The sequence below is a fragment of the Butyrivibrio proteoclasticus genome, from assembly GCF_900115735.1.
Taxonomy (GTDB): domain Bacteria; phylum Bacillota; class Clostridia; order Lachnospirales; family Lachnospiraceae; genus Butyrivibrio; species Butyrivibrio proteoclasticus_B.
Genome location: NZ_FOXO01000019.1, coordinates 56,191 through 81,668, shown reverse-complemented (window position 1 = coordinate 81,668; position 25,478 = coordinate 56,191). Strand labels below are relative to the sequence as shown.

The 25,478-nt window shown below is 38.9% G+C and carries 23 protein-coding genes and 1 pseudogene; 3 read left to right on the top strand and 21 right to left on the bottom strand.

The window, feature by feature from the left end; genetic code table 11:
• The 11 genes from BM146_RS12260 to BM146_RS20185 form a co-directional block, all read right to left on the bottom strand.
• The coding region (locus BM146_RS12260) for an InlB B-repeat-containing protein (protein ID WP_083413528.1) at nt 1–5,591 on the bottom strand (5,591 nt) is incomplete at its 3' end.
• 37 nt (nt 5,592–5,628) lie between these two features.
• Nucleotides 5,629–5,862 carry a hypothetical protein gene (locus tag BM146_RS12255; RefSeq protein WP_074889400.1) on the bottom strand — a complete coding sequence of 78 codons (234 nt, stop codon included), beginning with the start codon at nt 5,860–5,862 and terminating at the stop codon, nt 5,629–5,631.
• Between the two features lie 316 nt (nt 5,863–6,178).
• Nucleotides 6,179–6,379 carry a hypothetical protein gene (locus BM146_RS12250; RefSeq protein ID WP_074889384.1) on the bottom strand — a complete coding sequence of 67 codons (201 nt, stop codon included), beginning with the start codon at nt 6,377–6,379 and terminating at the stop codon, nt 6,179–6,181.
• Nucleotides 6,380–6,618: 239 nt separating this feature from the next.
• Entirely contained in the window at nt 6,619–8,610 is a 1,992-nt protein-coding gene (locus tag BM146_RS12245; RefSeq protein WP_074889381.1) for a thiamine pyrophosphate-binding protein, read from the bottom strand.
• 6 nt (nt 8,611–8,616) lie between these two features.
• Complete coding sequence (gene rfbF / locus BM146_RS12240; RefSeq protein WP_074889376.1) at nt 8,617–9,396, bottom strand: glucose-1-phosphate cytidylyltransferase; 780 nt, start codon at nt 9,394–9,396, stop codon at nt 8,617–8,619.
• Nucleotides 9,397–9,475: 79 nt separating this feature from the next.
• Complete coding sequence (locus BM146_RS12235; protein ID WP_074889373.1) at nt 9,476–10,276, bottom strand: glycerophosphodiester phosphodiesterase family protein; 801 nt, start codon at nt 10,274–10,276, stop codon at nt 9,476–9,478.
• Between the two features lie 91 nt (nt 10,277–10,367).
• On the bottom strand, nt 10,368–11,342 hold the full coding sequence (locus BM146_RS12230) for a hypothetical protein (protein ID WP_074889371.1): 975 nt from the start codon (nt 11,340–11,342) through the stop codon (nt 10,368–10,370).
• 146 nt (nt 11,343–11,488) lie between these two features.
• Nucleotides 11,489–12,556: a galactitol-1-phosphate 5-dehydrogenase gene (locus BM146_RS12225; protein WP_074889368.1), complete on the bottom strand. Its 1,068-nt coding sequence runs from the start codon at nt 12,554–12,556 to the stop codon at nt 11,489–11,491.
• Nucleotides 12,553–13,263, bottom strand: coding sequence for an IspD/TarI family cytidylyltransferase (locus BM146_RS12220; protein ID WP_074889365.1), 711 nt, complete (start codon nt 13,261–13,263; stop codon nt 12,553–12,555). The genes BM146_RS12225 and BM146_RS12220 overlap by 4 nt, the downstream gene beginning before the upstream one ends.
• 90 nt (nt 13,264–13,353) lie before the next feature.
• Nucleotides 13,354–15,231, bottom strand: a complete 1,878-nt coding sequence (locus BM146_RS12215; RefSeq protein WP_242949395.1) for an AAA family ATPase — start codon at nt 15,229–15,231, stop codon at nt 13,354–13,356.
• A gap of 87 nt (nt 15,232–15,318) precedes the next feature.
• Nucleotides 15,319–15,453, bottom strand: coding sequence for a hypothetical protein (locus tag BM146_RS20185; RefSeq protein ID WP_278308510.1), 135 nt, complete (start codon nt 15,451–15,453; stop codon nt 15,319–15,321).
• Here BM146_RS20185 and BM146_RS12210 point away from each other — a divergent pair.
• Nucleotides 15,406–15,900: a Uma2 family endonuclease gene (locus BM146_RS12210; protein WP_083413527.1), complete on the top strand. Its 495-nt coding sequence runs from the start codon at nt 15,406–15,408 to the stop codon at nt 15,898–15,900. The genes BM146_RS20185 and BM146_RS12210 overlap by 48 nt on opposite strands.
• 183 nt (nt 15,901–16,083) lie before the next feature.
• Here the strand turns inward: BM146_RS12210 and BM146_RS12205 are convergent, their stop codons facing one another.
• The 6 genes from BM146_RS12205 to BM146_RS20180 all read right to left on the bottom strand — a co-directional run bounded on the left by BM146_RS12205 (nt 16,084) and on the right by BM146_RS20180 (nt 19,652).
• The gene (locus BM146_RS12205; protein ID WP_074889359.1) at nt 16,084–16,266 is read right to left on the bottom strand and encodes a glycosyltransferase; all 183 of its coding nucleotides are present in this window, start codon (nt 16,264–16,266) and stop codon (nt 16,084–16,086) included.
• 55 nt (nt 16,267–16,321) lie between these two features.
• Nucleotides 16,322–16,501: a hypothetical protein gene (locus BM146_RS12200; RefSeq protein WP_074889355.1), complete on the bottom strand. Its 180-nt coding sequence runs from the start codon at nt 16,499–16,501 to the stop codon at nt 16,322–16,324.
• A complete protein-coding gene (locus BM146_RS12195; protein ID WP_074889351.1) occupies nt 16,494–17,078 on the bottom strand; it encodes a hypothetical protein in 585 nt (194 codons plus the stop codon). Before BM146_RS12195 ends, BM146_RS12200 begins: the two co-directional genes overlap by 8 nt.
• Before the next feature lie 341 nt (nt 17,079–17,419).
• Nucleotides 17,420–17,638, bottom strand: a complete 219-nt coding sequence (locus BM146_RS12190) for a hypothetical protein (protein WP_074889349.1) — start codon at nt 17,636–17,638, stop codon at nt 17,420–17,422.
• Between the two features lie 4 nt (nt 17,639–17,642).
• Complete coding sequence (locus BM146_RS12185; RefSeq protein WP_074889346.1) at nt 17,643–19,373, bottom strand: IS1634 family transposase; 1,731 nt, start codon at nt 19,371–19,373, stop codon at nt 17,643–17,645.
• 144 nt (nt 19,374–19,517) lie between these two features.
• Complete coding sequence (locus BM146_RS20180) at nt 19,518–19,652, bottom strand: hypothetical protein (RefSeq protein ID WP_278308509.1); 135 nt, start codon at nt 19,650–19,652, stop codon at nt 19,518–19,520.
• Nucleotides 19,653–19,788: 136 nt separating this feature from the next.
• Between BM146_RS20180 and BM146_RS12180 the strand changes: the two genes are divergently transcribed.
• Together BM146_RS12180 and BM146_RS20415 are read left to right on the top strand one after the other, a co-directional pair.
• Nucleotides 19,789–20,112, top strand: a complete 324-nt coding sequence (locus BM146_RS12180; RefSeq protein ID WP_207649925.1) for a hypothetical protein — start codon at nt 19,789–19,791, stop codon at nt 20,110–20,112.
• Nucleotides 20,113–20,121: 9 nt separating this feature from the next.
• Nucleotides 20,122–20,391 (top strand): PD-(D/E)XK nuclease domain-containing protein, encoded by a 270-nt coding sequence (locus tag BM146_RS20415; RefSeq protein WP_083413530.1) that lies wholly within the window; start codon nt 20,122–20,124, stop codon nt 20,389–20,391.
• A 238-nt stretch (nt 20,392–20,629) separates the two neighbouring features.
• Here BM146_RS20415 and BM146_RS19015 read toward each other — a convergent pair whose 3' ends face one another.
• From BM146_RS19015 to BM146_RS12155, 4 genes and pseudogenes are all read right to left on the bottom strand, one after another.
• On the bottom strand, nt 20,630–21,748 hold the full coding sequence (locus BM146_RS19015) for a glycosyltransferase family 32 protein (RefSeq protein WP_083413526.1): 1,119 nt from the start codon (nt 21,746–21,748) through the stop codon (nt 20,630–20,632).
• A gap of 221 nt (nt 21,749–21,969) precedes the next feature.
• Nucleotides 21,970–23,076 (bottom strand): GDP-mannose 4,6-dehydratase, encoded by a 1,107-nt coding sequence (gene gmd / locus BM146_RS12165; RefSeq protein ID WP_074889340.1) that lies wholly within the window; start codon nt 23,074–23,076, stop codon nt 21,970–21,972.
• A gap of 75 nt (nt 23,077–23,151) precedes the next feature.
• Nucleotides 23,152–24,267: pseudogene (gene wecB, locus BM146_RS12160) on the bottom strand (non-hydrolyzing UDP-N-acetylglucosamine 2-epimerase).
• Between the two features lie 23 nt (nt 24,268–24,290).
• Complete coding sequence (locus tag BM146_RS12155; RefSeq protein ID WP_074889337.1) at nt 24,291–25,460, bottom strand: glycosyltransferase; 1,170 nt, start codon at nt 25,458–25,460, stop codon at nt 24,291–24,293.
• Nucleotides 25,461–25,478 lie beyond the last annotated feature (18 nt).

The following is a 25,478-nucleotide window of genomic DNA, read 5'->3' as shown; positions in this document are numbered from 1 at the left end:
GTTTTCCACTCACCATTTCCTACCTTGTAAGAGATTGTTGTTCCCTCTGTTACTGTTGTGCTTGCTGTTACCTTATGTGACTCTGCATCATATGTTACATCAAAGCCTTTTGCATCAAGTCCAAGAGCATCTCCATCTGCCTTTTTGATTGTAAGGGTTCCTGGCTTATATGTGATAGCATAGTTTCCTGTCACATCTGTGTTTCCATCCTTAACTACACCATTGCTGGCTGTTACGCTCTGGGTTCCCACATCTGTTCTCTTGTTTCCGCTAAGGGTTGCATCTGCCTTGTGGCTTTCCTTTGCAAGGCTTCCTGATGTTACTGTTACTCCTGTTACTTTCTTTTCTGTTCCATCATATACAAAGTCTGTATTGCTGTTTGCTGTTAGTTCGATCGCTCTCTTTTGGATAGTAACTGAGTTCTCGTTATTGTTATTAGCAAATACGAATTCAGCAACATAAGCTCCTTTGTTGTATGCGAATTTTTGTGCATCCAGTATCTTCTTAGCTGTAGCTGAACCATTATCACTTACATTTGTAGCTGTAGCTGTTGTTGATGACAATGGCTGATTATTATAAGTAATCTTGCTCTGATCAATTGACTTACTGCTTGTTGCTGTAACTACTGCAGTATGTTCCTCACCATCATAAGTTGGTGTTTCCTGCTTGGTAGTAATAGTAATTGTCAGATGAATTGGCTTATAGAGAACCTGAACTGTAAGTGTACCATCATTATTTTTAATAGTATCTAGCTGAGTTCCATCATCATAGCCTTCAATAATATTACCGTCATCGTCAGTTGGCTTATTGGCTTTGAGTGCTTCAATTCCTAATACAATGCCTGCATCCTCATAAACAGCTGCATCGATTTCGTTTACAAAGCGTGTTTCTTTGAACATTTCACCTGAAGCAACACTTTCTCCCTTATAGTACTCAATGTTGTACTTATAAGTAACTCTTACCCAATTAGCTTTTAGAGTAATGTCAGCTTCTACAGGTTTATCAAAATCATATGCTTCGCCATTAAGTAACCAACCTTCTAATCTATAGTACTCTTTTGTAATCTCAACTGTTGGCTCTTTTGCCTTGCCCTGATATACAACTGTCTGATTACCAGTTCCTACCTGTCCTTCTGTAGGCTCTTTAGCTGTTCCACCATCAAGATTAAATGAAACGGTGTATTTATTTGGTGCCCAAACGGCATAGAGATCATTACCTGAATATACCTTATTGCCATCTGCATCTAATGATGTAGTTGCTCCAGTTGTATCTGCAAAAATCTGATATGTTTCTTCAGCTTTCAGCCAAGCTACAGTTGCTGTTGAAGATGCACTCCAGCCAAGGAAATCATAGTGAGCATCAGGTACTTCACCAAATAGATCATTATACGTTGGAGCTGTTACAGGATGATTAACTATAAGTGGCTTGTCATCATCATCTGTTGTTACTGTAACAACGTCAGCATCGGTTTCTGTTCCAAAGTTCTTATGATATCTGATAAAGATAGGCTCTTCTCCAGGATTTGCAGTACCATTCTTCTGATAAACAGCCTTTACAAGAACCTGCTCATTTTCAGTATCGATCATGTACTCAGTAATCTGAATAATATCGTTTGGATAATGCAATGTACCGTCACCAACTACTTTCCAACCGATAAATGTATATCCCTTTTCTACCTGGTCAGGTGCAGCTGCTGCCTTAAATGCAGCATCACTTGCGTAATCTTTATCATCAGAATATGTTTTCTCTCCTGCAAATGTTCCGTGCTGTTCTCCTGTTGTATAATCTGCTCCGTCAAATACTACAGAAACATTGTGTTCAAAACGCCACTTAGCAATGAGTGTAGTGTCTTCCTTGATAGGTTCATAAGGGAATGGCTCGCCTGCTGTTCCATCTTCATTCTGATAGAACCAACCAACAAGTTTCCAACCATCCTTATCAATAAAACTTGTAGATGTAAGCTCAGTCTTGTCTATAGGCTCTCCAGGACTCTGATTCAATACAGCATATCCTGTTTGCGCATCTACCTTACTCTGTATGCCAGAACCAAATGTTCCGGTATTAGGGTTAAATCTTAATTGATAAGTTACAGCCTTCCATGAACCATAGATTGCAAGATTAGATGCAGGCATAGTATTTGTAAAGTTATATGCGCTTTCACCTGCAACATCATAGCACCATGTATTAAAGATGTATCCAAAGTCAGAATAATCAAAAGTATCAACCGTCTTTTCATATTGTTCTAGTGATGTGCCATACCTTACTTTAACTGTCTTCACAGTATTCTGTACATGATTATCTTCTGGCAATGGGCTAACATCAACAAATGACAAATCATATTCTTTTCTGTCATAATAAATCTTTAAGTCACCATTACCTCCATAGATTTCATCACCATCAGATACGTTGTGATGTTCAATTCCATTTAGGCTATACCATGATAATTCGAAACCAATATATTTATCGTCCTCAAAATAATATGTGTAATCATTAAAAACAGGGACAGTATTGGCAAGTTCATACGTTCCTTTTACGTCTGTTTCTTTATAAAACTCTATAGTCAGAGGAAGATTGCTTTCCTCATTAATAAATGACTCACTTGTAGTAAATGCATCTAAAAACTCTTCATAGCTTGTTCCTGATGCTCTTTTCCACAAATAGTACTTCCCATCAGCAGCTGCTGTAGGCCATTCATAATTATTCTGTGCTAATGTCTGACCATATAAACCTTTAAATGTATCTGTTACCGTTTGATGATCAGTAGTGTTCTTCTGCTTATAAATATCTCCTGTATATTCTTCTCCATTCAAATACCATGTAACAGTAGTTGATATATCACGCCTTAAGGTTCTATAATCCCATTGGTAGTTTTCAAAAAGCCAACCATCATCTTCATATAACCAGCCATAGTATGTGGTACTCTGAACAGTATCTTGAGGATCTATCTCATAATAGTTATAACGCCCCATGCCAACTCGTTTCCTATAATATACTGTTCCGGTATAAGGAGTACCATTCCTTGAGAAAACAATCGTAGTATTCTTTTCAAAAGTAAGTTCCTGGTTTCCCTCATTATCCGCATAGTATGAATAATCATTTGACGGTCTATTCTTTTCATTATTACATTTCTCATAACTTGTTGTTACTTCATCAACTTGATATGTGAATGAATATGTTATTACATTACGTGTATAGTAAACATTAACAACCGTATCACCATTTCTACTGATAGTTTTTCCTGCAACATCATTCTTAAGATACTGGAAGCCTGTATAATTGGCCCCATTCATGCTGGAAATTGACCAATCGCTATCGCTTCTAGCCTTTTGTCTTAGTGCATCATTAACACTACTCTCAGTAAGTTCATCTCCTGTTCTTCCTGTGAGTCTTACAGCCTCGCTGTAATCCCATGTATAGTTTCCATCTAAATTATTGTTATTTGGATTTCCATCCTGATCATAAACATCATTAACATTCTGAGTCCAGAAAATAACAGTATATGTGGTGTTTGAATTTTCTTCCCAAACAGCATATAACTGATATTCATTAGTCTCTTCATCAATAACATCATTAATTACACTATTCCAGTTAACATTAACGGTGTTATCTTCACCACTATCTGTTGACCAGCCCTTGAATGTGTAACCTGTACGCTTAGGAGCGTTATCACCTATAACTTTGTCCTGAATTGTGCTAAGTTTTGCGCCATCTTTAACACGCTGAGCACCAGTGAATGTTGCTCCGTTACCATTCTTATCAAAGCGTACCCAATATGCCTTTGTTACAGATGCCCACAGTTCAGGTGTAGTATCCGCATATACAGTTGTATCACTTATTACTATTCCAGCATTAGCATTAGCCTTACTTGTAGACCATCCAATACATGCCTTGATATCTTCCTCAGGGATATATTCAGGAATGCTTGAAAGATCTACTGCTGGTCTCTGATTTCCAGTTACTTCAATCGTCTCAACATGGAAAATTTCACCATTTTCTCCACGGAATGTGATATAGTAATTCTTCTTAAGAAGAGGGACAACTTCAATTGTTGTTGGGCTCTCCTTTGTGATATCGCTAATTGTATCAAACTCTATATCTACCTGTTCATCATCAACAATCTTCTGCCACTTAACAAAAGATTCATTGTCACCAGTTTTCGGAACACCAGGATTTAGCAAGGTATCGCCATTTTTGACTGCCTGAGTGTTGAATACTGTTGTCTTATCAGGATCTTCATAAAACTTATAAGTTACAACTTTCTTTTCACTATTTGCGTCTTCACCTGCAAAAATGAATACAGAGAACTCGTTTGAATCAAATTCAACACTTGTTGCAACCTTTGTCTCGTCCTCAGGATCTGCGTTCTTTTCTTCTGTAGCGACTGAAGCCTCGATTTCTTTTACTTCGCCTTCATGCTCATGGAGCACAGTGAAGTCTGTACCTTCGATCTTTTCAACAAGTGAAATTGATACATGAACGTACTGCGCATCTGCAGGCTGGATTTCGTCTTCGTTGTATATGAACTTAATGTCAACACCCTTAGCCTCTTTTACGTTATCGCCAAGAGTATCCTGAGCTGTTTCAAGGGCCTGAGTTTCTGGAATAGCCTCAATTGATACAGTTGTCCCCTCAGGGAAAAGACCTTCATCTGCACTTACAGATACATCCATTCCGCCAGTTGTTTTGCTTTCCGAAATTTCAGGCATTGCCTCAAGTTTCATGAACTTGGCTGTGAATGTTGTATCTTTTTCCACATCAGAAGGAACGAGCAAGGCTTCATTGGTTACATAGTTGCCATCCTCGTCTACCCATTCTGTGAACTGATATCTATCCCAGGCTATTGCCTCAGAACCTTCGAACTTAGCTTCTTTATCGTTAATGTCAACGGTTTCTTCCTTTACAGAAACACGTCCGCCCATAGAAGTCTTATACGTAACAGTTACAAGCTTCTGCTCTTTTTCCTCTATAACAGTAGAAGCTGAGCTTGCTGCATCGGCTGCCACTTCCATAGAAGCTGATGTTGCAGCTGAAGCAGCCTCTGCGCTATTTATTTTTGCAGAAGAAGCTTCTGATGCAGCCTCTGCACTTCTCGTGCTGGCAGAAGAAGCTTTGGATGCAGCCTCTGCACTTTCCATACTGGAAGAAGCTTTTGTTGCAGACTCTACACTTTCCATAGCGGCAGAAGTAGCTTTGGATGCAGCCTCTGCTACAGAAGCAGTAGCTTCTGCAGTTGCTGAAGTTGTTGCAGGCTCTTCTACATCATTTCCTCCATTAGTAATGTCAGCGTCTGCCTCATCGACAGCGCCTTCTGTAGCCTGATCCACAGGTGTCTCCTCAGAAGCTTCCGCTACTGGCTCAACAACCTCTTCAGACTCGTTTCCCTCAATTTCAGCAGGAGTTTCTTCATCATTATCGATGTCCTCCCACTCGAGTTCTGAAGACTCTTCATTGGAATCTTCTGAGATCTGTTCAAGTTCTTCTTCGCTTCCTACAGCAAAAGACCTTGTGCTTGCATAATCACTACTAAAAGTAGTTGTTACAAGCGCAAGTGTCAGTAGGAATGCCAAAAATCTGTTACACTTACTTGACATAACTTTATACCTCCCTCTTATAAAAAAATCGCAAAAATCATGAAACGGTATGGACCGTTTTCATACCGCTCATGTTATTACCGCTTTTAATGGCCTCATCCATTAGCCGTAACATTTCCAAAGTACTTCTAAATCTGACACTCTTTTTTTCATTCGCCCAAACAAGTTCACCTTGCCAAGATCTGTTTTGGTAATGGTCAACTTTTATAATGAACGTGTCTCCCATTTTGTAATTGTTTTTACAATTATTATTCATATCTGTTTTACTCATAACTATCCCCTAATGACTAATTATAGGAAAATGGTTATCATAAAACCCATCATAATTAGTTACATTTTTGAATTTAATTTCACACTTTATACACAGAATTCTAAATAATATTTCACATATGCGAAATAGGAACTATATGAAATTTTTATAAAATGTATATTAATAAATCATAAATCGCAATAGGTCGTATTCAGCGATTTTTCAGGCACTAGATATAGATTGGAAATGGTAAAATTTTTTCCAAAAAAGAATACGGAGCCGGCGCACTTATAGTGCGACAGCCCCGCATTACACAAAGAATATTTTATTCTCTTTTTTATCCGTTAACTGCTGCTTTGTAATGAGTAAGTCTAATTGTTGCCGATGCCGCTTCATCCATTAGCCTTAACATTTCCATCATGCTCCTAAAGTGGATGGATCTGTTTTCCTCTGCCCAGACGATTTTTCCTTGCCAGGTACCATTTTGACAATCTGTGATTTTTACGATAAATGTCTGCTTGGCATCAATTGTTTTCATACTTCCCCCTTTTCAGGTAATCATGAATAATTATTTCTTACCCAATTGCATATATTGTAAGCAAAGAGCTATCATATTTTTAATCATAATCGTTTGTTTTTTTGTTGTTTTCCCATGAAATAAGAAAGAAATCCATAAAGTTTTTATTAAATTTCGTGGATTATAGATCGATAAAGCCCATGTCTGAAACGATTAAGCCCGCTTCAAACATGAGCTTTATTTTTTATTTAGAAATTTCTTTATATATACATATTTTCTTCAAGTTCTTCTCTAGGAAGAAATGGAGCAAGATCCTCTAACGGAGCACTTGTAAGACTGCCGTCAGCTTCTTTTTTCACTGATGACTTAGGCTCCCATGGCTGAACTGTGTCTGTAAACACTTCACAGAACACGGGAGTATCCGATGCCAGCGCTCTATCAATCCCACTCTCAAGGTCGCTCCCGTTCCTGATTGAAACGTAGTTGTAGCCAAATACTTCTGCAAGCTTTCCAAATTCAGGAAAAGCAAGATCTCCGCTTTCAGGTCCGATTCCAAACTTGGAATAATCACTGAAATGAGTGCTCTGAGTAAGTCTGATTGAATGATAGCCATCATTATTTATCAGAAAGAGCTTTATAGGGAGCTTATTTGTAATTATAGTCTGCAGCTCCTGCAGATTCATCATAATGCTGCCATCACCTTCAAGGCAGATAGTTTCTTTTTTACCGGATGCTATGCATAGTCCGATTGCAGCAGGAAGTCCATAGCCCATACTTGCTACAGCATTGTTGATAATGAATCTGCTGCCTTTCTTGATATGCCAGCCTTGAGAACCTGCTACGCAGCAGGCGCCATTGCTGACTGCTGTAAGGCTCCCTTCAACAGCCTTATCTGAAAGAGTTCTGATAAAGCCATAGACATTAACTGGTTCATCGCCGGTATTGCGCTGCTTATCAGACACAACAGGGTATTTTTCTTTCCATTTAATGCACTGGGAACGCCAGTCTTCGCATGGTGCAAAGTATGACTGATCATCATTCCTTAAGTTTTTCCACTCCTTTATCTCATCCAGTGTCTCATTCATGGCTTCCATGAACAATCCGGCATCTGCATATATCTTTTTATCCACATGGATTGTGTGTTTTTCCATTTCAGCAGGATCAATATCCACCATTATCACCTTGGCTGCTCTCGCCCAAGAACTCCAGGTATAACCGGTCTGTCTGATTGATATTCTGGATCCGATAACCAGCAAAAGATCTGAATTCTGAACTGCAAAGTTTCCTGCTCTGTCGCCCATATAACCGCCACGGCCACAGTAGAGCGGGTTCTCACCTTCTATGAGGTCAATTGAATTCCAGTAAGTACAAACTGGAACTCCAAGTTTGTCCACCATCTTTCTGAAAGCTTCAAATCCCTTTGAAATGCGGATTCCGCCGCCCGCGTAGATAACAGGTCTTTTAGCCTTTTTGATCTCATCAAGGATCATCTGTGACGCTGCCAGAAGTTCATTGTGATTCATAGGCTGTGAAGCAGATGTATTATCTTTTTCCACATCCGGGCACATGCAAGAATGCTCTTGTCTATACTCTTCATCAAAGCTGCGAAGCTCAGCTGGATTAATTTCTTTTGCCTGGTAATTCACAGGAACGTCTACCCATACAGGTCCGGGGCGGCCGGTGCTCATGAGGTGCCAGGCCTTTTCCATAACATATCTGATGTCTTCCGGTGCCTCAAGCATGACTGCGTACTTACACATGTGTTTGGTCATCTGGGTGATATCGTATTCCTGGTCTCCTATTGAACGAGGAAGGCCTGAATCGTTTATAAATTCATGGCTTATGATTGGGCTCTCTGAATCAGAGTTTTCCTTAATATCTGCGCTGCAGCCTCTTTTAGAGAGCCCGTACTCAGTGTTTCCTTCCATATATCTGACTGTGGTGTCGTATCTGACCTGTCCACTTACAACAAACATCGGAAGAGAATCAAGCCATCCGCCGAGAACTCCGGTGATGGCATTGGTTCCGCCAGGGCCGGAAGTCACGCAAAGTGCTGCAACTTTTTCTCCGTATCTTGAGTAGCTCTCTGCAGCAATTGCTGCGCCCTGCTCATGATGGAAATGGGTGCAGTGCATGCCCTTTGTATGTCCAAATGAATTATTAAGGTGCATTGCACCACCACCTACAACTGTAAAGCAGTCAGTGACACCTTTTTTTATCAAAAAATCTACTATATAATCTGATAGTTTCATAAAACCTCACCACTTGATCCAAGGAGCTCTGCCTGTCTCGATGAGATCAGAGAGTTCATCTCTTTCTCTTGCTGTATCCATGCACTTCCAAAAGCCGTCATACTTATATGCTGCAAGCTCACCGTCTCTTACAAGGTTATGCATTGGCTCTTTTTCAAAGAATGTGCTATCGCCCTCGATGTAATCGAAAACTCCGGGCTCAAGTACCATATATCCGCCATTGATGCGGGCTCCGTCGATGTTAGCTTTTTCCCTAAAGTCCTTAACAACTGATGAATCGTCAGAATCTATGTCGAACACACCAAATCTCTGTCCTGCAAGAATAGCTGTAACTGTAGCAATCTTGCCATGGCTCTTATGGAACTCAAGAAGTTTTTTCATATCAAGGTCGCAGACTCCATCACCGTAGGTCATGAAGAATGTTTCGTTACCCACATGCTCTTTTATCCTCTTGATACGTCCACCTGTCATAGTGCTGTATCCGGTATCAACTATTGTAACTTTCCATGGTTCTGCCTTCTGAGAATGGAATGTCTTTTTATTGCTATTGGCAAAATCGAAGGTTACATCGCAGTTGTGGAGGTAATAGTTGTTGAAATACTCCTTGATCACTTCCTGCTTGTATCCTGCACAGATAATGAATTCGTTGAATCCATAGTGGGAATACTCTTTCATGATATGCCAAAGAATTGGTTTGCCGCCAATCTCTATCATTGGCTTTGGACGCAAGTGGCTCTCTTCACTGATACGTGTTCCGAAACCACCGGCTAAAATTACTACTTTCATTTAAATGCCTTTCATTTTTACAATCACTTTTTAACCTTTATAATATAAACCAAGTTGTTTGTTTTAACAAGAAATCACACTACAGGTACTTTTCAGGTTCGTTGAAGAATACGTCTGTGACGCCTTTTGCGGCATATTCATCAAGATTCATCCTATTGCCTGTTGGAACTTCAGGATAAAGATGTCCGGTGTACCAGGCACGAACTGTCCTTCCCTGAATCTTCTCCACTGGAAGATCCATGTGAAGTCCCCAAGGGTGAAGGGCAATGCTGCCGCTCGGAACGTCTTCCCATAAGGATTCCAGGCCAATTGCCTTGTACAGACAATTTGACAAAAGATCATCCAAAACGCCGAGCTTTGCTGTTGGCTCAAACTCATGGATCTTGTAAAGAGATTCAGGGTAAAAGCTTGAATAAACAATTGCCTCCTTAACTCCCATTTCATCCACAAGCTTAACTATCTTTTCCTCAATTCCCGGATAGTTATAAACTGATGTTTTAAGCTCAATGTTGATGCGCATGCCATCCTTTATCTCATCTTCAGGTATACCCCTTTTAACGGCATCGCAGTAAACTTTCAGTTTTGGCATCAAAAGCTCAATGACTTCACGCATTGTAGGGATCTTCTCCGCAGGAACACCCTTGCCGGCAAAAATATGAAGAGCCTTAAGCTCCTCAAGAGTAAAATCTCTCACAAATCCAAATCCATCTGTTGTTCTATCCACACGTTCATCGTGGATAACTACAAGTTCTCCATCCTTAGTCAGCTGAATGTCCAGCTCAACTCCCGCAAGGCCGTCAATTTCCATTGCCTTTCCAAAAGATGTAAGTGTATTTTCCGGATACATCTGACTGCATCCTCTATGTGCCCAAAATCGCATATTTTTTCACAACCTTTCATTTAAATTCTAGAAGTTATCATAACTCTTTATAATTAAAAAGACTATACTATTTACTGGTATAGTCCGTTAATCATGCAGAAAATCGATTATAATACTCTTCTGCTTTTTCTCTGGTAATCTTGAATCGTTTTACTAACTTTTCAATAATCGTCGCTTTCTCGACTCCATCTTCAATTTTATCAACGATGAATGCTTCTATTCCTTGTTCTATTCCTTGTTCTATTCCTTGTTCTATTCCTTCTTTTAATCCATTTTCAAGTATAACATCACTCAAATTACACATATCATTAAGCCTCCGCTCAGTGTCTCTACTAACTTCTATCCCATACTCACCTGACAGCTTTTTCTTTTTCATCTCAGAATCTTCTTTTTTTAAGAGTGTCTCCAGCATCGCTATCAAAATATTTTTAGACTTCTCTAGGTTCTCATTACTTCTCAATCTGATTATAACACCTTGTAGCTTATCAATGTTTGGCAAATTCATTTTCTTGCCAAATAAAACCTCTTGACTCAGAGAGATTCGATTAATTGAGTCCTCATCATCGCCAGCATCCATACATATCCATATACTGCGAACAGCCTTCAGACTATCGTAATCTGAATTTGTAAATTCTACTTCCTTCTGAGCAGAAATCATTCTTCCCAAATAAAAAACAACTCTGTTATCCAAGTGGTAACCAAGTTTTGTTACTTTAGAACTCTTCTGCGCCTCAATGTTAATCAGTATCTTAATGAGCTGCACTCCGCAATAAACAGAAAATCTTATATCAAAATAAATCTTCCCTTCACTCGGTACGTTATCTTCTTCAGAGCACTTTTTGATCTTATCAGCATTGGTATGCCCTGGTTCCACTCTGACCTTAGATATTTCCGGTTCATCAATATTGCTTATTATCGTCTGAATATCAGTATCCTTAAATTCATCTAATGTGTACTTAAGAATCCTAGCCAAAATCTGTTTATCTGCCAGCAACTCTTTTACATTCTCATCATACCTGGCTCTCTGACAAGTAATATCAATCGCCTGCGCTATATTTGTTTCCATTTGTATTACACTACTCCGTTTGCTTTACTTGTAGAAATAATATAGCACATATGTTCTCTGCGAACAAGTGTTTGTTTTTCGCTTGGAATTGCACTTTTTCCCATTGATTCAGCATTATGCTTAGTCAGTAATTTTCGTTTTTTACTTCACCCTACATCCACCATAATCTTGATGTATTCTTCTGATTTTTTTCTCATGATCTGAAGCCCTTCCTGCATGTGCTCAAGATCAAACCTGTGAGTTATAAGCATTGTCGGAGAAAAAGCCTGCTCACTCTTATGCCAAGTCGCAAGTCGCTCTAATGCATAATTCCAGTCGTCAGGATACGAAGAATTCCATGTTCCCATCAAGGTCATTTGGTTTCTCAATATCTTCCAGTAAACATTCCTTGGCAGTTCCATGTCTGAGGCAGGATTGCCAACAAGCATAACCTTTCCAAGGGGAGACGTCAGATTAACTGCCTGAGCGTAGCTTTCCGACCTTCCGATGCACTCAAGGTAGTAGTCCGCACCATTACCATCCGTCTTTTCATTTACAAAAGATGAAGGCGCACCATATCTCACATCGCAGAAGTGATCCTCACTATAACCAACCTGCTTTATCATCTCTTTTTGAACATTCTTATTTCCTATGAAAAAGACATTTCGGTATCCTGCATCTTTTAGGAGCATTGCAACAAGAAGTCCAATGGTCCCAAGGCCGCAGATTACGATATTTTTTTCTGTTTCCGCTTCAAATCCATCTCCGACAAGTCCAAGTTTCCTCAGCGCATGCACTGCAACGCACATTGGCTCAAGCATAGCAGCCTCGTCATCTGTCACTTCATCAGGGATGGGTAAAAGATTCCACAAGGGCGCGCAGACATACTCTCCAAATCCACCGTCACACCTTGAACCCAGATAATTATAGTTTTCACACATCTCATAATGCCGAGATTTGCACTGCCTGCATTTCATGCAGGGAATAAGCGGAAAAACTCCAACTCTTTTACCCACAATTTCAGGATTATCGTCACACTTTTCCACAATTCCCATGAATTCATGCCCCGGAACAATTGGCATATTGTGGGCGCCGGTCTTAAAAACGCGCGGTACGTCAGAGCCGCAAATACCGCACTTGCGCACCTTGATAAGCGCCTCACCTGCCTTGGGCCTCGGGTCATTAACTTCCACGTACTTCATATTATCTATTCCATAAAGAACTTGCGCTTTCATAGATAGTTTTCCCTCATAATCTCTTCTGCTCTGTCAAGATCCACCTGTGTTGTCACCTTGAAGTTCCTCTGATCTCCCGGAATCATGGCAACGTCCATCCCCGCCATTACAGCAGGTTCTGTGGAGCCCTTTATCATTCTGATCTTATCGGGCAAAAGAGCTTCATTACCCTCTAAATACTTCTTATAATTAAAAGCTTCCGGCGCCTGCCCGGCAAAAATAGTATTGCGGTTAAGCAGCTCGTCCACACGGGCCCCTGTCCTGCTGAAATACACAGTATCATTCATAGGAAGAACAGGCATCGCACCATCATGTTTTTCAAGTGCCTTAAAACACTCCTCTATCATCTCTTCTGTAACAAAAGGCCGCGCTGCATCATGGATAATAACATTGTCCACCATGTCACCAAGTTCCATTTTCTCTATTTCTTTTAACGCATTATAGATAGAAAGCTGCCTGTTATCCCCCGGATCAGAAAATCCCAGGATCTTCTCACTTATATTCGGCTCGTCCGCAACAGCATCTTCAATCCTGTCGCGCCACTCCTCAGCAGCCACGATCAGAATATTGTTGACATACATAGATCTGCCAAAGGGCGCCATGCTATGCATGATCATCATCTGTCCAGACAACTCCACAAACTGCTTTGGTACTTCCGATCCAATCCTGCTGCCGATCCCGCCGGCAAGAATAATTGCTATATTCATAGGCGCCTCGCTTTCTTATTTACTTTTATATACTTACATTTCAATTATATACTCTTATATACTTCTTAGTAATAAATCTGCTTAATATCGTTAACCAATCAAAACTTTCTTTCCTTCAAATGCAAATCCATAACTGTAGATATTCTTCTTTTTAACGCCTGCATTCTCCAAGTCTACCGAATACTGTTTCTCTGCTATCTGTTTCTTAGCCGCAATAACTGTATCTTCCATGGTACTCTCTTCATCTGCATCATGAACTTTAAACTCCAGTATAAATGCATCTTTTGACTTATTCTTGGGTTCAATAACTACATCGTATCTTCCAAAGCCTGACTCTCTGTTGGACTTTACGATATACTCATCTCGCAGATCCACAAGGAGTCCCAGAATAAATCCATGATAAAATCGCTCAGGTGACGATCCGGAAACATTTTTCCCGGTGTCAAAAAAGCTAAAGGTAGACAAAGCCACCTGATTCATATAGTAATTCATTGCTTTGATATCTTTTACCAATAGTGCCTTAATTAAATCATTGTAATTCGAGCCACAAGCTTTAAACCAGCTGCTTACCATCTTTTGAAACATGGTTTTTACTTCCTGATTAGTAAGTCTTAATTTGTACTTGCCATAGTACAATCCATTTTCATCAGCAATTATCTCTGTTGCTTTTAAATAGCCACTTGCAAGTAAAAGACTCCATATTCCGTCCGCTGCAGAATCAAGATTGCTATACACTATCTCTTCATCTAATTCTTTTTCAATTATTCCATCATTTAGGAGACATTCAAAATCACTTTTTATCCCCCTGTCGCCTTCACGGATCAATTTGCTTACCAGACTGTTACTACTGGTATTCGCCCAATATGTTGCGATTCTTTTTTCATCGAGAAACGAAAGGACTGACCATGGGTTGTACATCTCACATACGTTTCCAAAATGGAAACCGTCATACCATTTTTTTACTTCTTCTTTTTCCTTAATACCAAATGCTTCAAGAGCATGATCCACTTCCTCTTGAGTAAATCCGAATTTATCTGCATACGTTTCTGAAGTTGTTGTAATAACCCTGAGGTTATTAAGATCAGAAAAGATTGATTCCTTTGATATTCTCGTTATACCGCTCATCAATCCACGAAGCATATATGGATTAGTCTTAAAAGTCGAATTGAACAAGTTCCTGATAAATGAAGAGATTTTATCCCAATACCCATTCACATAGGCTTCTTGCATCGGAGTATCGTATTCATCTAATAATATTAGAACTTTTTCTCCATAGCATTCAAAGAGGAGACGACTCAATCTATTGATTGCTCCCGATGCTTGTTCTTCCTTACATTCTTCCATAATGCCATTGAAATATTCTATATCTGCTTCAAGTAAACTCTCATTTCTGACTATTTCCCTGAATCCCCTGAATAATTCAGATATTATTGAACATATACTCCGTATTGCTCCATCATAGTCAGGTTCTTTAACATTGGCAAAAGAAATAAAAATAACAGGATACTTACCAAGAAGAGCATGATATTCCTTGTTTTTCCATATATCCAGATTTTCAAACCACTTTTTACCATCTTGATACTTATTGGAAAAGAAATAGTTAACCATGCTTAAATTCAGTGTTTTACCAAATCTTCTCGGTCTTGTGATAAGCGTCACAACATCTCCTTTATCCCACCATTCCCTGATAAAGGATGTCTTATCTATATAAAAATAGTTATTCTCGATAATTGAAGCAAAATCCTGATTGCCTATCGATATCTCTCTGTGATCGCCAATTACAGGATTTGATCTATGAAGTGCATCTTCTATTGCTTCCAAAGTTGCTGGTCTCGGAGATTTTATTTTCCCCCCAAGGACTTTTTGAACAGTACTAAGTGGCAATTCTGCCATAGATGCTATATCTGAATATGTTAGTTTGGACTCTTTTTTTAACTGTTGCAGTTCCTTTATTTCAATATTGCTCATAAAAATTCTCCTCTTATATAGCAATTATAAGGTAAAAATAGCAATATTGCAATTTTACGTGTATAAAAATAGCAATTTAATTGCTATTTATCCATTAGGAGCATCTGTGGATAAAAGCCCGGGGAATACACTCTTGATGATTACTACGCTCTTCCTGACGATCAGAGAGTAGAGCTGATTGATGGTGTTTTCTATGACATGAGTGCCCCATCTACGATTCATCAGATAATATCACTGAACATATCCATTCAGATAAAAAAATTCATCGATGAAAATAAGGGCAACTGCATGGTTTTTATAGCTCCATGTGATGTGCAATTAGATATGGATGATAAGACCATGGTCCAGCCAGACGTCATGATCATCTGCCAAAAAGATAAGATAGTTAAGAAAAATATATTTGGATGCCCGGACTTTATTGTAGAGGTTTTATCTTCTACAACCAGAAGAAAAGACATGTCTCTCAAACTCGCCAAATATGAAAAAGCCGGTGTAAAAGAATATTGGATGGTAGATCCGGACAAACTTAAGATCATAGTTTATGACTTCGCCCACGACTTTGATGTATCCATTTATGGTTTCAAGGACAAAGTGCCAGTAGGATTATATGACGGAAGACTCCAGATTGATTTCAAGCCTATTTTGGATGAGATAGAGTTTTTGTTGTAAATAATACAGGTGAAAAGAGATTTTGTTGTCTTACAGCCCTCTCCCATTGGAAGTGTGGATAATGTTAAAGTTTCTCCCACTCTATGTCCTCCGGAACTAAAAGATTATTCTTAACTTCCAGTCATTTTACCACTCAAAATCAAAGCCCTGCTGAAATGCTTTCGGCAAGCAACTCAGTAGGGCTTATCTGGTCATCCTCAGCTGCATCTCTGATAAAACAGCCTTTATGCCGTCTGTGGAATTAACGTCTACCGCAATGACTTCGATTTCATTGATTATTCCATTCCAGAGACTTTCTATGCATTCCTCTATGGTGGTGTCCACATTATTGTGCGTGGTTATAATTACTGATATAAAACTTCCCACATTGTAAAAAGTGCGGGAAGTTTAATAATCGAATTATCTCAGCCAATCTTTCTAATCAAATATTAAATTGCACACTGCATGCTGGCTTTTTCTTTTTACAGGGATGCTCTTTCATTTCACGGAACAATCTCTGTTCCTCAGCCTCTCTTTCCTCAGGTGACATCGAAAAAACACAATCAGGAATAATATTTCTATCATCTTCATATACTGATTCATATTCGTTATACTTATTCATCTATTGTCACCTCCTTATAGTTAATATCGAACTTCTCCATGCAAAACTTTATTGCTTTTTCTCTAGATTCACTTTCATTATATCCAAGCGATCTATATAATTCAACTTTTAACTCAAAATATAATTTATCAATTTCCTCATTACTGTTATATAGATATAATTTACCATTATGCCCAATAACTATTCCTAAATTATAACCATATATATAATTCGAATTAAAATCCTCAATACTTGGCGGTAATCCTGCTGGATGCGAATGAATGGTTACTAATCCAGAATGCATCTTTAAGAAATTTACAATGTTATGTGGATAAATTACTCTGGATTCCTCTATCGAATCCGTAACTTGAGCTACAACTTCAACGCTTTCCGCATCTATCCAATACATATCTTCATAGTTTGTCCCGCTTCTATGAAATAGCATCTTTTTTGCCAAGTTATACAATAGCTTATTTAATTCCGGTGAATCAGATATTTGGTCAAACTTCTTTCTAAATTCTCCGCCAGATATATAGGTATGATCAATACATGTATCCTTGCATCTGCCATACCTTTGTTCTTCTTGTTCATTATTCATAAGCAAATAATCCTTTCAAAATTCTAATTCCTGTGAAAAAGGCATATGCAGAAAACATTGCCATTTCCGAATGGATAAGACTCTGCGCGAAGCGCAACTTTGAAAGGATATCATATTACTTTATTTTTATCAAGTATAGAAAAGCTATCATAATATGATTTAAGTATTTAATTGTCAAAGAACAAAAAATCTAATTATGTTATGTATAAACACTGATATATTTAGATCATTCATTGTTATTTATAGAAAATTGTTAACTTCCTATCTTTTTAACTCTCGTCGTCACTTCCGGTAGATTTCCTCTAAAAATCTCTTAATGCAGGGTTGATGATTTTTAATTTTTAATTCTCCTCATCAGCGTCCCCTTTCATGAATTCTATGATCTCTTTAAGTGACTTCTTGCTCTTCTCGAAAGCCTTCACCAGTTCCTTGCTCTCAAGTTCCCTGCGCTTTGTTATGAGCTTGTCCAGTTCTTTAAGCTCTGCTTCATATCTGTCTTTTGCCTTAAATACTGCCTCTTCCTGCTTCTTGATTCTATCGTCTAAACTTGTTCTTGCCATGATATCAGTCCTCCCTCTCTGCATTTGCCTTAACAGTTACATTCTTTAGATCTTCTCCGAGTGCTCTTCCCAGCGTCTTTATGTCTGCTGCATTCATCCCGAATGCCTTCAGTATTGCTTTCTGAGTAGCACTTACTGCGTGATCTATCCTGTATGTATTGTCAGAGGACTTTATCATCTCTATCTTTTCAAGTTCCTTAAGTGCATCAGGAACTGTCATGTAATTCTCTTTCTGTCCACTCTCCTTTACTTCATCCTTAAGGCATGTATATATCTTATTACGTATGATAAGAGCTATGAACTCTATGAAAAGCTTGGTCTCCAGAGATTCATTTCCATAAACCCTTTCTGCCCTTGCTCCCATATATGATTTATCTCCGCGGAACAGTTTTTCGGAAACATCCCTGCTCTTATACAGGTTTATTGCTTCTTCCGCTGTCATGGACTCTGATGTGATAAGTACAAAGTATCCACAGAGTGCAATCTCCCTGTCTATGACATTAGTGCGTTCGCGCCATGCAAGGAGTCGTTCATCTTCCTTGCCCTTATTGTAAATCTCAAGCTTGAAGTATTTCTCAATGTTTGGACTTGGGGGTATCTTCTTGCCCCTGTTCTTTTCCAGGAACTCGACTATCCTGTCTATCTTTCTCTCTACATTCTCGCGTTCTGCTGCATGTTTTCTGTCATTGTAGTATATGTGGAAATATCTGTCCTTTTCATCCGAAGGAAACAGCTGCATCTTAACTGTCATTCCATTGACTTTATAGAATCTTATGCTGGTTGCCCTGCTCTGCTCAAAGCTGCCTCTATGTTTTAAAACAAGATCACTCACAAGGTCCTTCATGCCCTTGACCATGATTACAAAGCCGTAGCCGTGGTGATCCATGTAGTGAATGTTTGCCTCACTGAAATATCCCCTGTCGAGGATGAATCCTATATTTTTATAGCCATAGCCTTCCACCTTTTCCAGCATGTACTGAAGCTGTGACACGTCATTGATGCTACCCGGATAGTCCTCATAGAAAAGGGGCTCATTGTTATTCCTGTCATAAGCCACAGCATAATTGAAGATTGGCTTACCCTGCTTATCCTTTTCATGTCCTATCTCAGCAAAATCTATATCACCTGCCTGGCAGTGCTTATTGGTTGAATCATAAGAAACATAAATCTTTGATCTGTGATCCCGGTTCTTATTCCATTCATTAAGGAAAGCAATCCTTGCATCAGTCATGTCCTGGCCAAGGAAGTCTGAAATCTTTGAATCACTATAGACATGCATCCCTTTTGTAAAGAGAGGATGTTTATAAGCATAGTCAGGATAATACTGACCAGCATTGTTCTCAGTTAGAATGCTATATGCAGCAAGATCAAGAAACAGTCCGGCATCCTTGCCAACAATACGATTAACCATCTCGTCGATATGATAGCTGGCAATGATCTTCCTGATTACAAAAAATGCTCCAACATTCAGGCAACTGCTGCGGCTGGTATCCCCTTCCAGTTCTTCAGGGATCTCTATATCCGGAAAGAACTTCATGCAGTTAGCATTAGGATACATCATGTCAAGGTGCTCATCATCACGTCTTCCGATAGATGTGGTCTTGGGAACGGAATACTTCTTGTCAGGGTCATACTTTCTCTCATACGCATAGTACACGTAGGTAGTTCCCTTGATATTTTTTATTCTGATACCGTTTTCCCCAGTCGGTATCTTCACAAGGAAATTCATATACATGGCAACCTCCATAGAGATGTAATTACTTCTCTATTATATTACCATGTTTCCCACTCAAAATCAAGCGAAATCCGCATAAAATCTGGGTTTTTCCGATTTTTTCGCCTCTCAATTTGGCTGCCGAGAGTTAATTATCGCGGAAGTTCACAAATTAGGCTTCTCCAGCATTTCTTCCTCTGCATCCTTGAGCTTTGTGTACATGCGGTTTCTGATGATGAGTGCAACAAATGCTATCAGCATCTTTCCTTCCAGCGCATGTTTGCAGATATTATTGAGCATATACTCCGTATTGCTCCCTCATAGTCAGGTTCTTTAACATTGGCAATGAAATAAATATAACAGGATACTTACCAAGAAGAGCATGATATTCCTTACTTTTCCATATATCCAGATTTTCAAACAACTTTTTACCATCTTGATAATTATTGGAAAAGACGACGTTCTGACCCTTCTGGTTCATCTAGGCTACTTGGCATATGACTCTGAAAAAGAATGTGTATATATACCAAATGAAGAAATAAAAAGGGAATTTTCAAAGACAATAAGAGAGGTCAATCACTCCGCCACCCTTGACAGAATCAGCGAATGTGACAGACTTTTTAATGATATAATCCATTGTAACGAAAACGCTGTCGCAGCCCAAATTGAAAAAATACATGTCGAAGAAACTGCTCCTATCAACTACAACAGCGAAGAAAGTCTACGCAATGTTATAAAACTTGCTTACTATACATATTAAGGCAATTACATCAAATTTGAAGAATTACCGTCAGGTAAGGGATATGCAGACATTGTCTACCTACCAAAGAAAACTTCTAACTACCCGGTTCTTGTAATAGAACTAAAGTGGAACAAATCTGCAGAAGGGGCCATTTCCCAGATAAAGAACAAAAATTATCACAGTGTCCTCAAGGGCTATAGTAAAGAAATCTTACTCATAGGAATTAATTATGATAAAGATGCCCCTCCTGAAAGTGCAGATTATAAACATCATACATGTAAAATAGAGAGAGCATGACAGCCCTCTCTATTTTATGTTCTGTATTACTGATACATACTCTTATTAGTACATCGGTTTTTGATTTTATTATTATCCTATCACATCTTTAACATCCGTCATTCTCCCAAAAAAAGGGTCTTCCACTTTCAATGCCAAAAAATCTTCATCAAGAATTTGTACCTTATTTATTAGTTCTAACATTTTTTCATCCAGTGATTTCTCTTCGTACCTACTAACTGCTATACCACCTAGGCTTTTATTTACTTACAATTGATTTTTTATATAATTCCAAATATCTATTCCTAGACTCCTCATTCATTTTTTTCATCTTCTCATCCAGCCAACCACCATTAAACCAATGTATGGAATATGTATTTTCCGTCTCGTTTAAAAGTCCTGACATATAATCGTACGGATGAAAAAAATCATACGAGTAAATGTTCATACCATTCACACTTTGCGTAGTTCCAACTATTCTATACCCTGCTTCAATTGCAACTCTTGTATCATAATAACCGCAGGTGTTCCTGTTATGTCTTCCCTCTTGATCAATAAACTTTATTTCTTTCCTAGCATCAAGGAACTTTTTCACCATTGGATGACCTTTTACTGCTCCACTTAATCCTCCGAAGTTTATTACTTGCCACTTTTCAACTCCACAAAAAGCCTCCTGATATAGTAAATCATCGATGTTCCTCTTAATCTCAACATCTACATCAAGATATAGCCCTCCCTCGTTATAAAGGATATCCAGACGCGCATAATCTGGCACAAATCCATACGCCTTAGCCTTATACGCCTGCTTCATATATGAATTCTTCTCTATATCATAGTTTTTCTCATTCCACTCAATTATTTCATAATCAGGGCAATATAACCTCCAACTGTCGATACACTTTTTCAGACTATTTGGTATGGAATTCCCGCCTAGCCACATATAGTGAAGTTTCCTAGGTATTAAAGGCGTTTTTGATACTAAAGGAGTACCCTGCGATTTATCAGAGCAAAAATTGTGAATCAGCATCATAGGCATTATGTAGCACTCCATGTCTTTGGTACAATCCATACTTTCAAGCTGCTCTAAAACATCTGAAAATCGGCTAATATTTAAAAGAATCACTATATTTATAGGACATTCATTTAGAAACTGTGGTGATTTAATATCATAATCTCTTCCACAAACAGAAATCTTTTGTCCCCAAATAAACTGATTGTTATCAATGTAGCAATCAAGCCATTGGAGAAGTCCTAGATTTTTCAATATCTCTGGCGTTATGACCTGACCAATGGCACCAGCACCAAACATAATGATTTTTTTATTTAATGATTTTATTTTTTTACAAAACTTCGTAAAGTCCATGCACTGTAAAATCATACAGAAAGCTCCTATTTTTCCTGACTTCAAAAATAAACTGCACTAAACTGATAGTACTCCAATCAAATTCTATCAATTTGGTGCAGCTTTTTATATACGCCTTTTGTTTGCAGCTTACCTTTTGCAATAGCCTTTATAAATCTATTACTCTCGCACAAAAATATATTTCCTTATTATCTCTTCATATTGTCCTGCCACATAAATCTTTGAATTCTTTTCCATCACTTCACTACGCCCTTCTCCAGATACTCTGCAAGGTTTATATGGCTCATGCTCTCATAAGCACGCTCTTTTGCGACAAGCTCCATATCGTGTTCGACCATGAGCTTTACCAAATCTTCAAATGAGGTTTTTATAGGATTCCAGCCAAGTTCATTCTTAGCCTTACTCGGATCCCCCAACAGATTTACCACATCGGTGGGGCGGTAGAAATCCTCGCTGACCTCAACAAGTTCCCGACCTGTAGCAGGGTCAATGCCCTTTTCATCAAGCCCTTCACCCTTCCATTCCAATTCAATTCCAGCATAATGGAAAGCCAGAGTACAGAACTCACGAACAGTATGCTGAACACCTGTAGCTATAACGTAATCATCCGGCTTGTCTTGTTGTAGCATCAGCCACATACATTCAACATAATCCTTTGCATACCCCCAGTCACGCAGTGAACTGAGATTACCGAGATAAAGCTTATCCTGTTTACCATGTGCGATACGAGAAGCTGCCAACGTAATCTTTCTTGTAACGAAAGTCTCTCCTCGCCTCTCAGATTCATGATTGAAAAGGATTCCCGAGCAGGCGAACATATTGTATGCTTCCCGATATTCTTTGGTAATCCAAAATCCATATTGCTTTGCCACAGCATAAGGGCTGTAAGGATGGAACGGCGTAGTCTCCGACTGAGGAACCTCTTCTACTTTTCCGTAGAGTTCAGAAGTGCTCGCCTGATATATCCTGCACGTATCAGCTAATCCCGTGACTCTAACAGCCTCCAAAACACGAAGCACCCCTGTAGCATCCACGTTTGCCGTAAACTCCGGCACATCAAAAGAAACCTGCACATGACTTTGTGCAGCAAGATTATATATTTCAGCAGGGCGAACCAATCCAATAACCTTCACCAAGGACATAGAGTCCGAAAGATCACCATAATGAAGATGAAAGCGTTCATGCCCTTCTAAATGGGCAATCCGCTCACGATAATCCACACTTGACCTGCGGATGATACCGTGAACGTCATACCCCTTCTCTAATAATAATTCTGACAGGAAACTGCCATCCTGACCTGTAACACCTGTGATTAGTGCTGTGCTTTTCTTGTTTATAGTCATTATTCGTAATATTTTTCTTTTGATTTAAAAAACATCATAAAGTTTTACTATTACTTCTAAAATAAAATAGATATCTCAAGGATTCCATTCCCTATACTCTTTTCCATCTAATATATCAGCTATTCTTTTACATGCTTGCCCATCCCCGTAAGGATTCACAGCTTTCGCCATTTTCTCATATGCTTCTTGTTCATCTAACAACTCTGAAAAAGCTCTATAAATCACTTCTTCTTCAGTGCCCACAAGCCTTAAAGTCCCGGCCTTCACTCCTTCCGGTCTCTCAGTTGTATCCCTCATCACTAGCACTGGCACACCATAGCTAGGACACTCTTCCTGAATCCCCCCCGAGTCTGTTAAGCACAGATAACTTCGACTCTCGAAATTGTGGCAATCAAAAACTCCTATCGGCTCAATCAGATGAATGCTCTCACAGCCTTCAAGCTCTTCCTTCGCCGCTTCTCTGACAGCAGGATTCATATGTATCGGATAAACCGCTTTCACATCATCATGCTCTTCAAGCACTCGCCTTATCGCCCGAAACATCTGATGCATAGGAGCACCCAGGTTCTCACGTCTATGTGCTGTGATGAAGATCATGCGGTCATCCCCCACCCAATCCAATTCTGGATGTGTATAATCGGAGCGTACCGTGTGCTGCATTGCATCGATTACCGTATTGCCTGTGACATAGATGGATCTCTCACTCTTTCCTTCCCTTATCAGATTCTCACGGCTTAGTGGAGTCGGTGCGAAAGAGTACTCTGATACGATGTCCACAGCCTAGCGATTGTACTCCTCTGGGTAAGGAGAATAGAGATTATAAGTCCTTAGTCCTGCCTCAACATGTCCTACTGGAATCTGAAGGTAGAAGCAGGAGAGGGATAATACAAAACTACTGGTCGTATCACCGTGGACGAGAACAAGGTCTGGATGGATGGAGATGAGAAGTTCTTTCGCTTTCGACAGGATAGCCGTGGTTATATCAAAAAGATCCTGCCTTTCCTTCATGATCTGCATATCATAATCCGGCTGGATACCGAATGTTTCGCAGACCTGATACAGCATCTCCTTGTGCTGGCCTGTGGAGAGGAGCAAAGGATTGAAGGCTGGGCGGTGCTTAAGTTCCAAATACAGCGGAGCCATTTTTATCATTTCTGGGCGCGTTGAAGCGCATAAGAGAATTTTTTTCATCTTTCAATTCTTTTCTCTATTAATCATAAATTGCCTTTTTCGAGTGATATATATTGAGGCGATATATATATTATTTTTTTTCTATCCATTTTTTCCTGAATCAAATCTACTATTATTGCGTCTGAAATTTTCTCATTCAAAACAGCCACCACTAGATAATCGTAATCAATATTCAATCGCTTACATTCTTCTAAGGAAATTACATTCAGCCCTTGTTGTTTGTAATAAAGCGAATTTTTATCTATCCAAGCAACTACATCAACTCTATGACCAATACAGTAGTTGTAAATATTCTGCCCAAAGCCACCTGCACCGTATATAATAAGCTTACTGTTTTTTTTAATTCCTCCATACAATCCGAGCAGATTCGCCTTATCGAAATAAGCTATATTTTTTAACATCATCAAATAATTACTGTACAAATCAATTTGATTCTGTATCGTTTTATCCTCCGAAAACCACTTTCTAAGATAAGACGTCAATTTTTTAACCCCTTCAACGTTATTATTTCCAACTGCCTTCATTGCAGATGTTTGACGCTGAATATAATGATATCCATATGTATCTATAATACTAACCTTATTACAATTAAGTATATATGGATAAATAACTGCTGCATCCTCACCTATCCTAATATCCGGATCCACACTAAAAGTAAACTTCTCCAGCAAAGATCTTTTGTATAATTTAGTTACACCATGGGGTAAAATACCATGTTCAAAAAAAACTCCGGAAAATAAAACTCCATTTTTTATTTGCTCTGTATTATAAATACCTGGTGGAATTGTTCCTGAAATCTTCCTATCATCGTCACCTATACTGTATGTTAATTGGCAACACACTATATCTGACTGGTCACAAATCATAGTTTGAACTAATGCTTCAATATAATCATCTTCAATGTAATCATCAGAATCTACCCAAACTATATATTCACCAGAAGCTTTTTTTAGTGCATAATTACGAGCTTCCAAAGCTCCTTTATTATCTTGGCGATATGCAAAAACATTATGATGTAGCGCTTGCAAATTATTACATATGTTCCATGTCTCATCTGTTGAGCCGTCATCAACAATAATAATCTCTATGTTTTTATAAGATTGAAGGAGAATGCTATTGATACATTTCTCTAAATATTCTCCAGTATTGAAAGCAGGCACAAGGACACTAACCATTGGATAATCATCCGTCATTTTATATTCCTCGTCAAA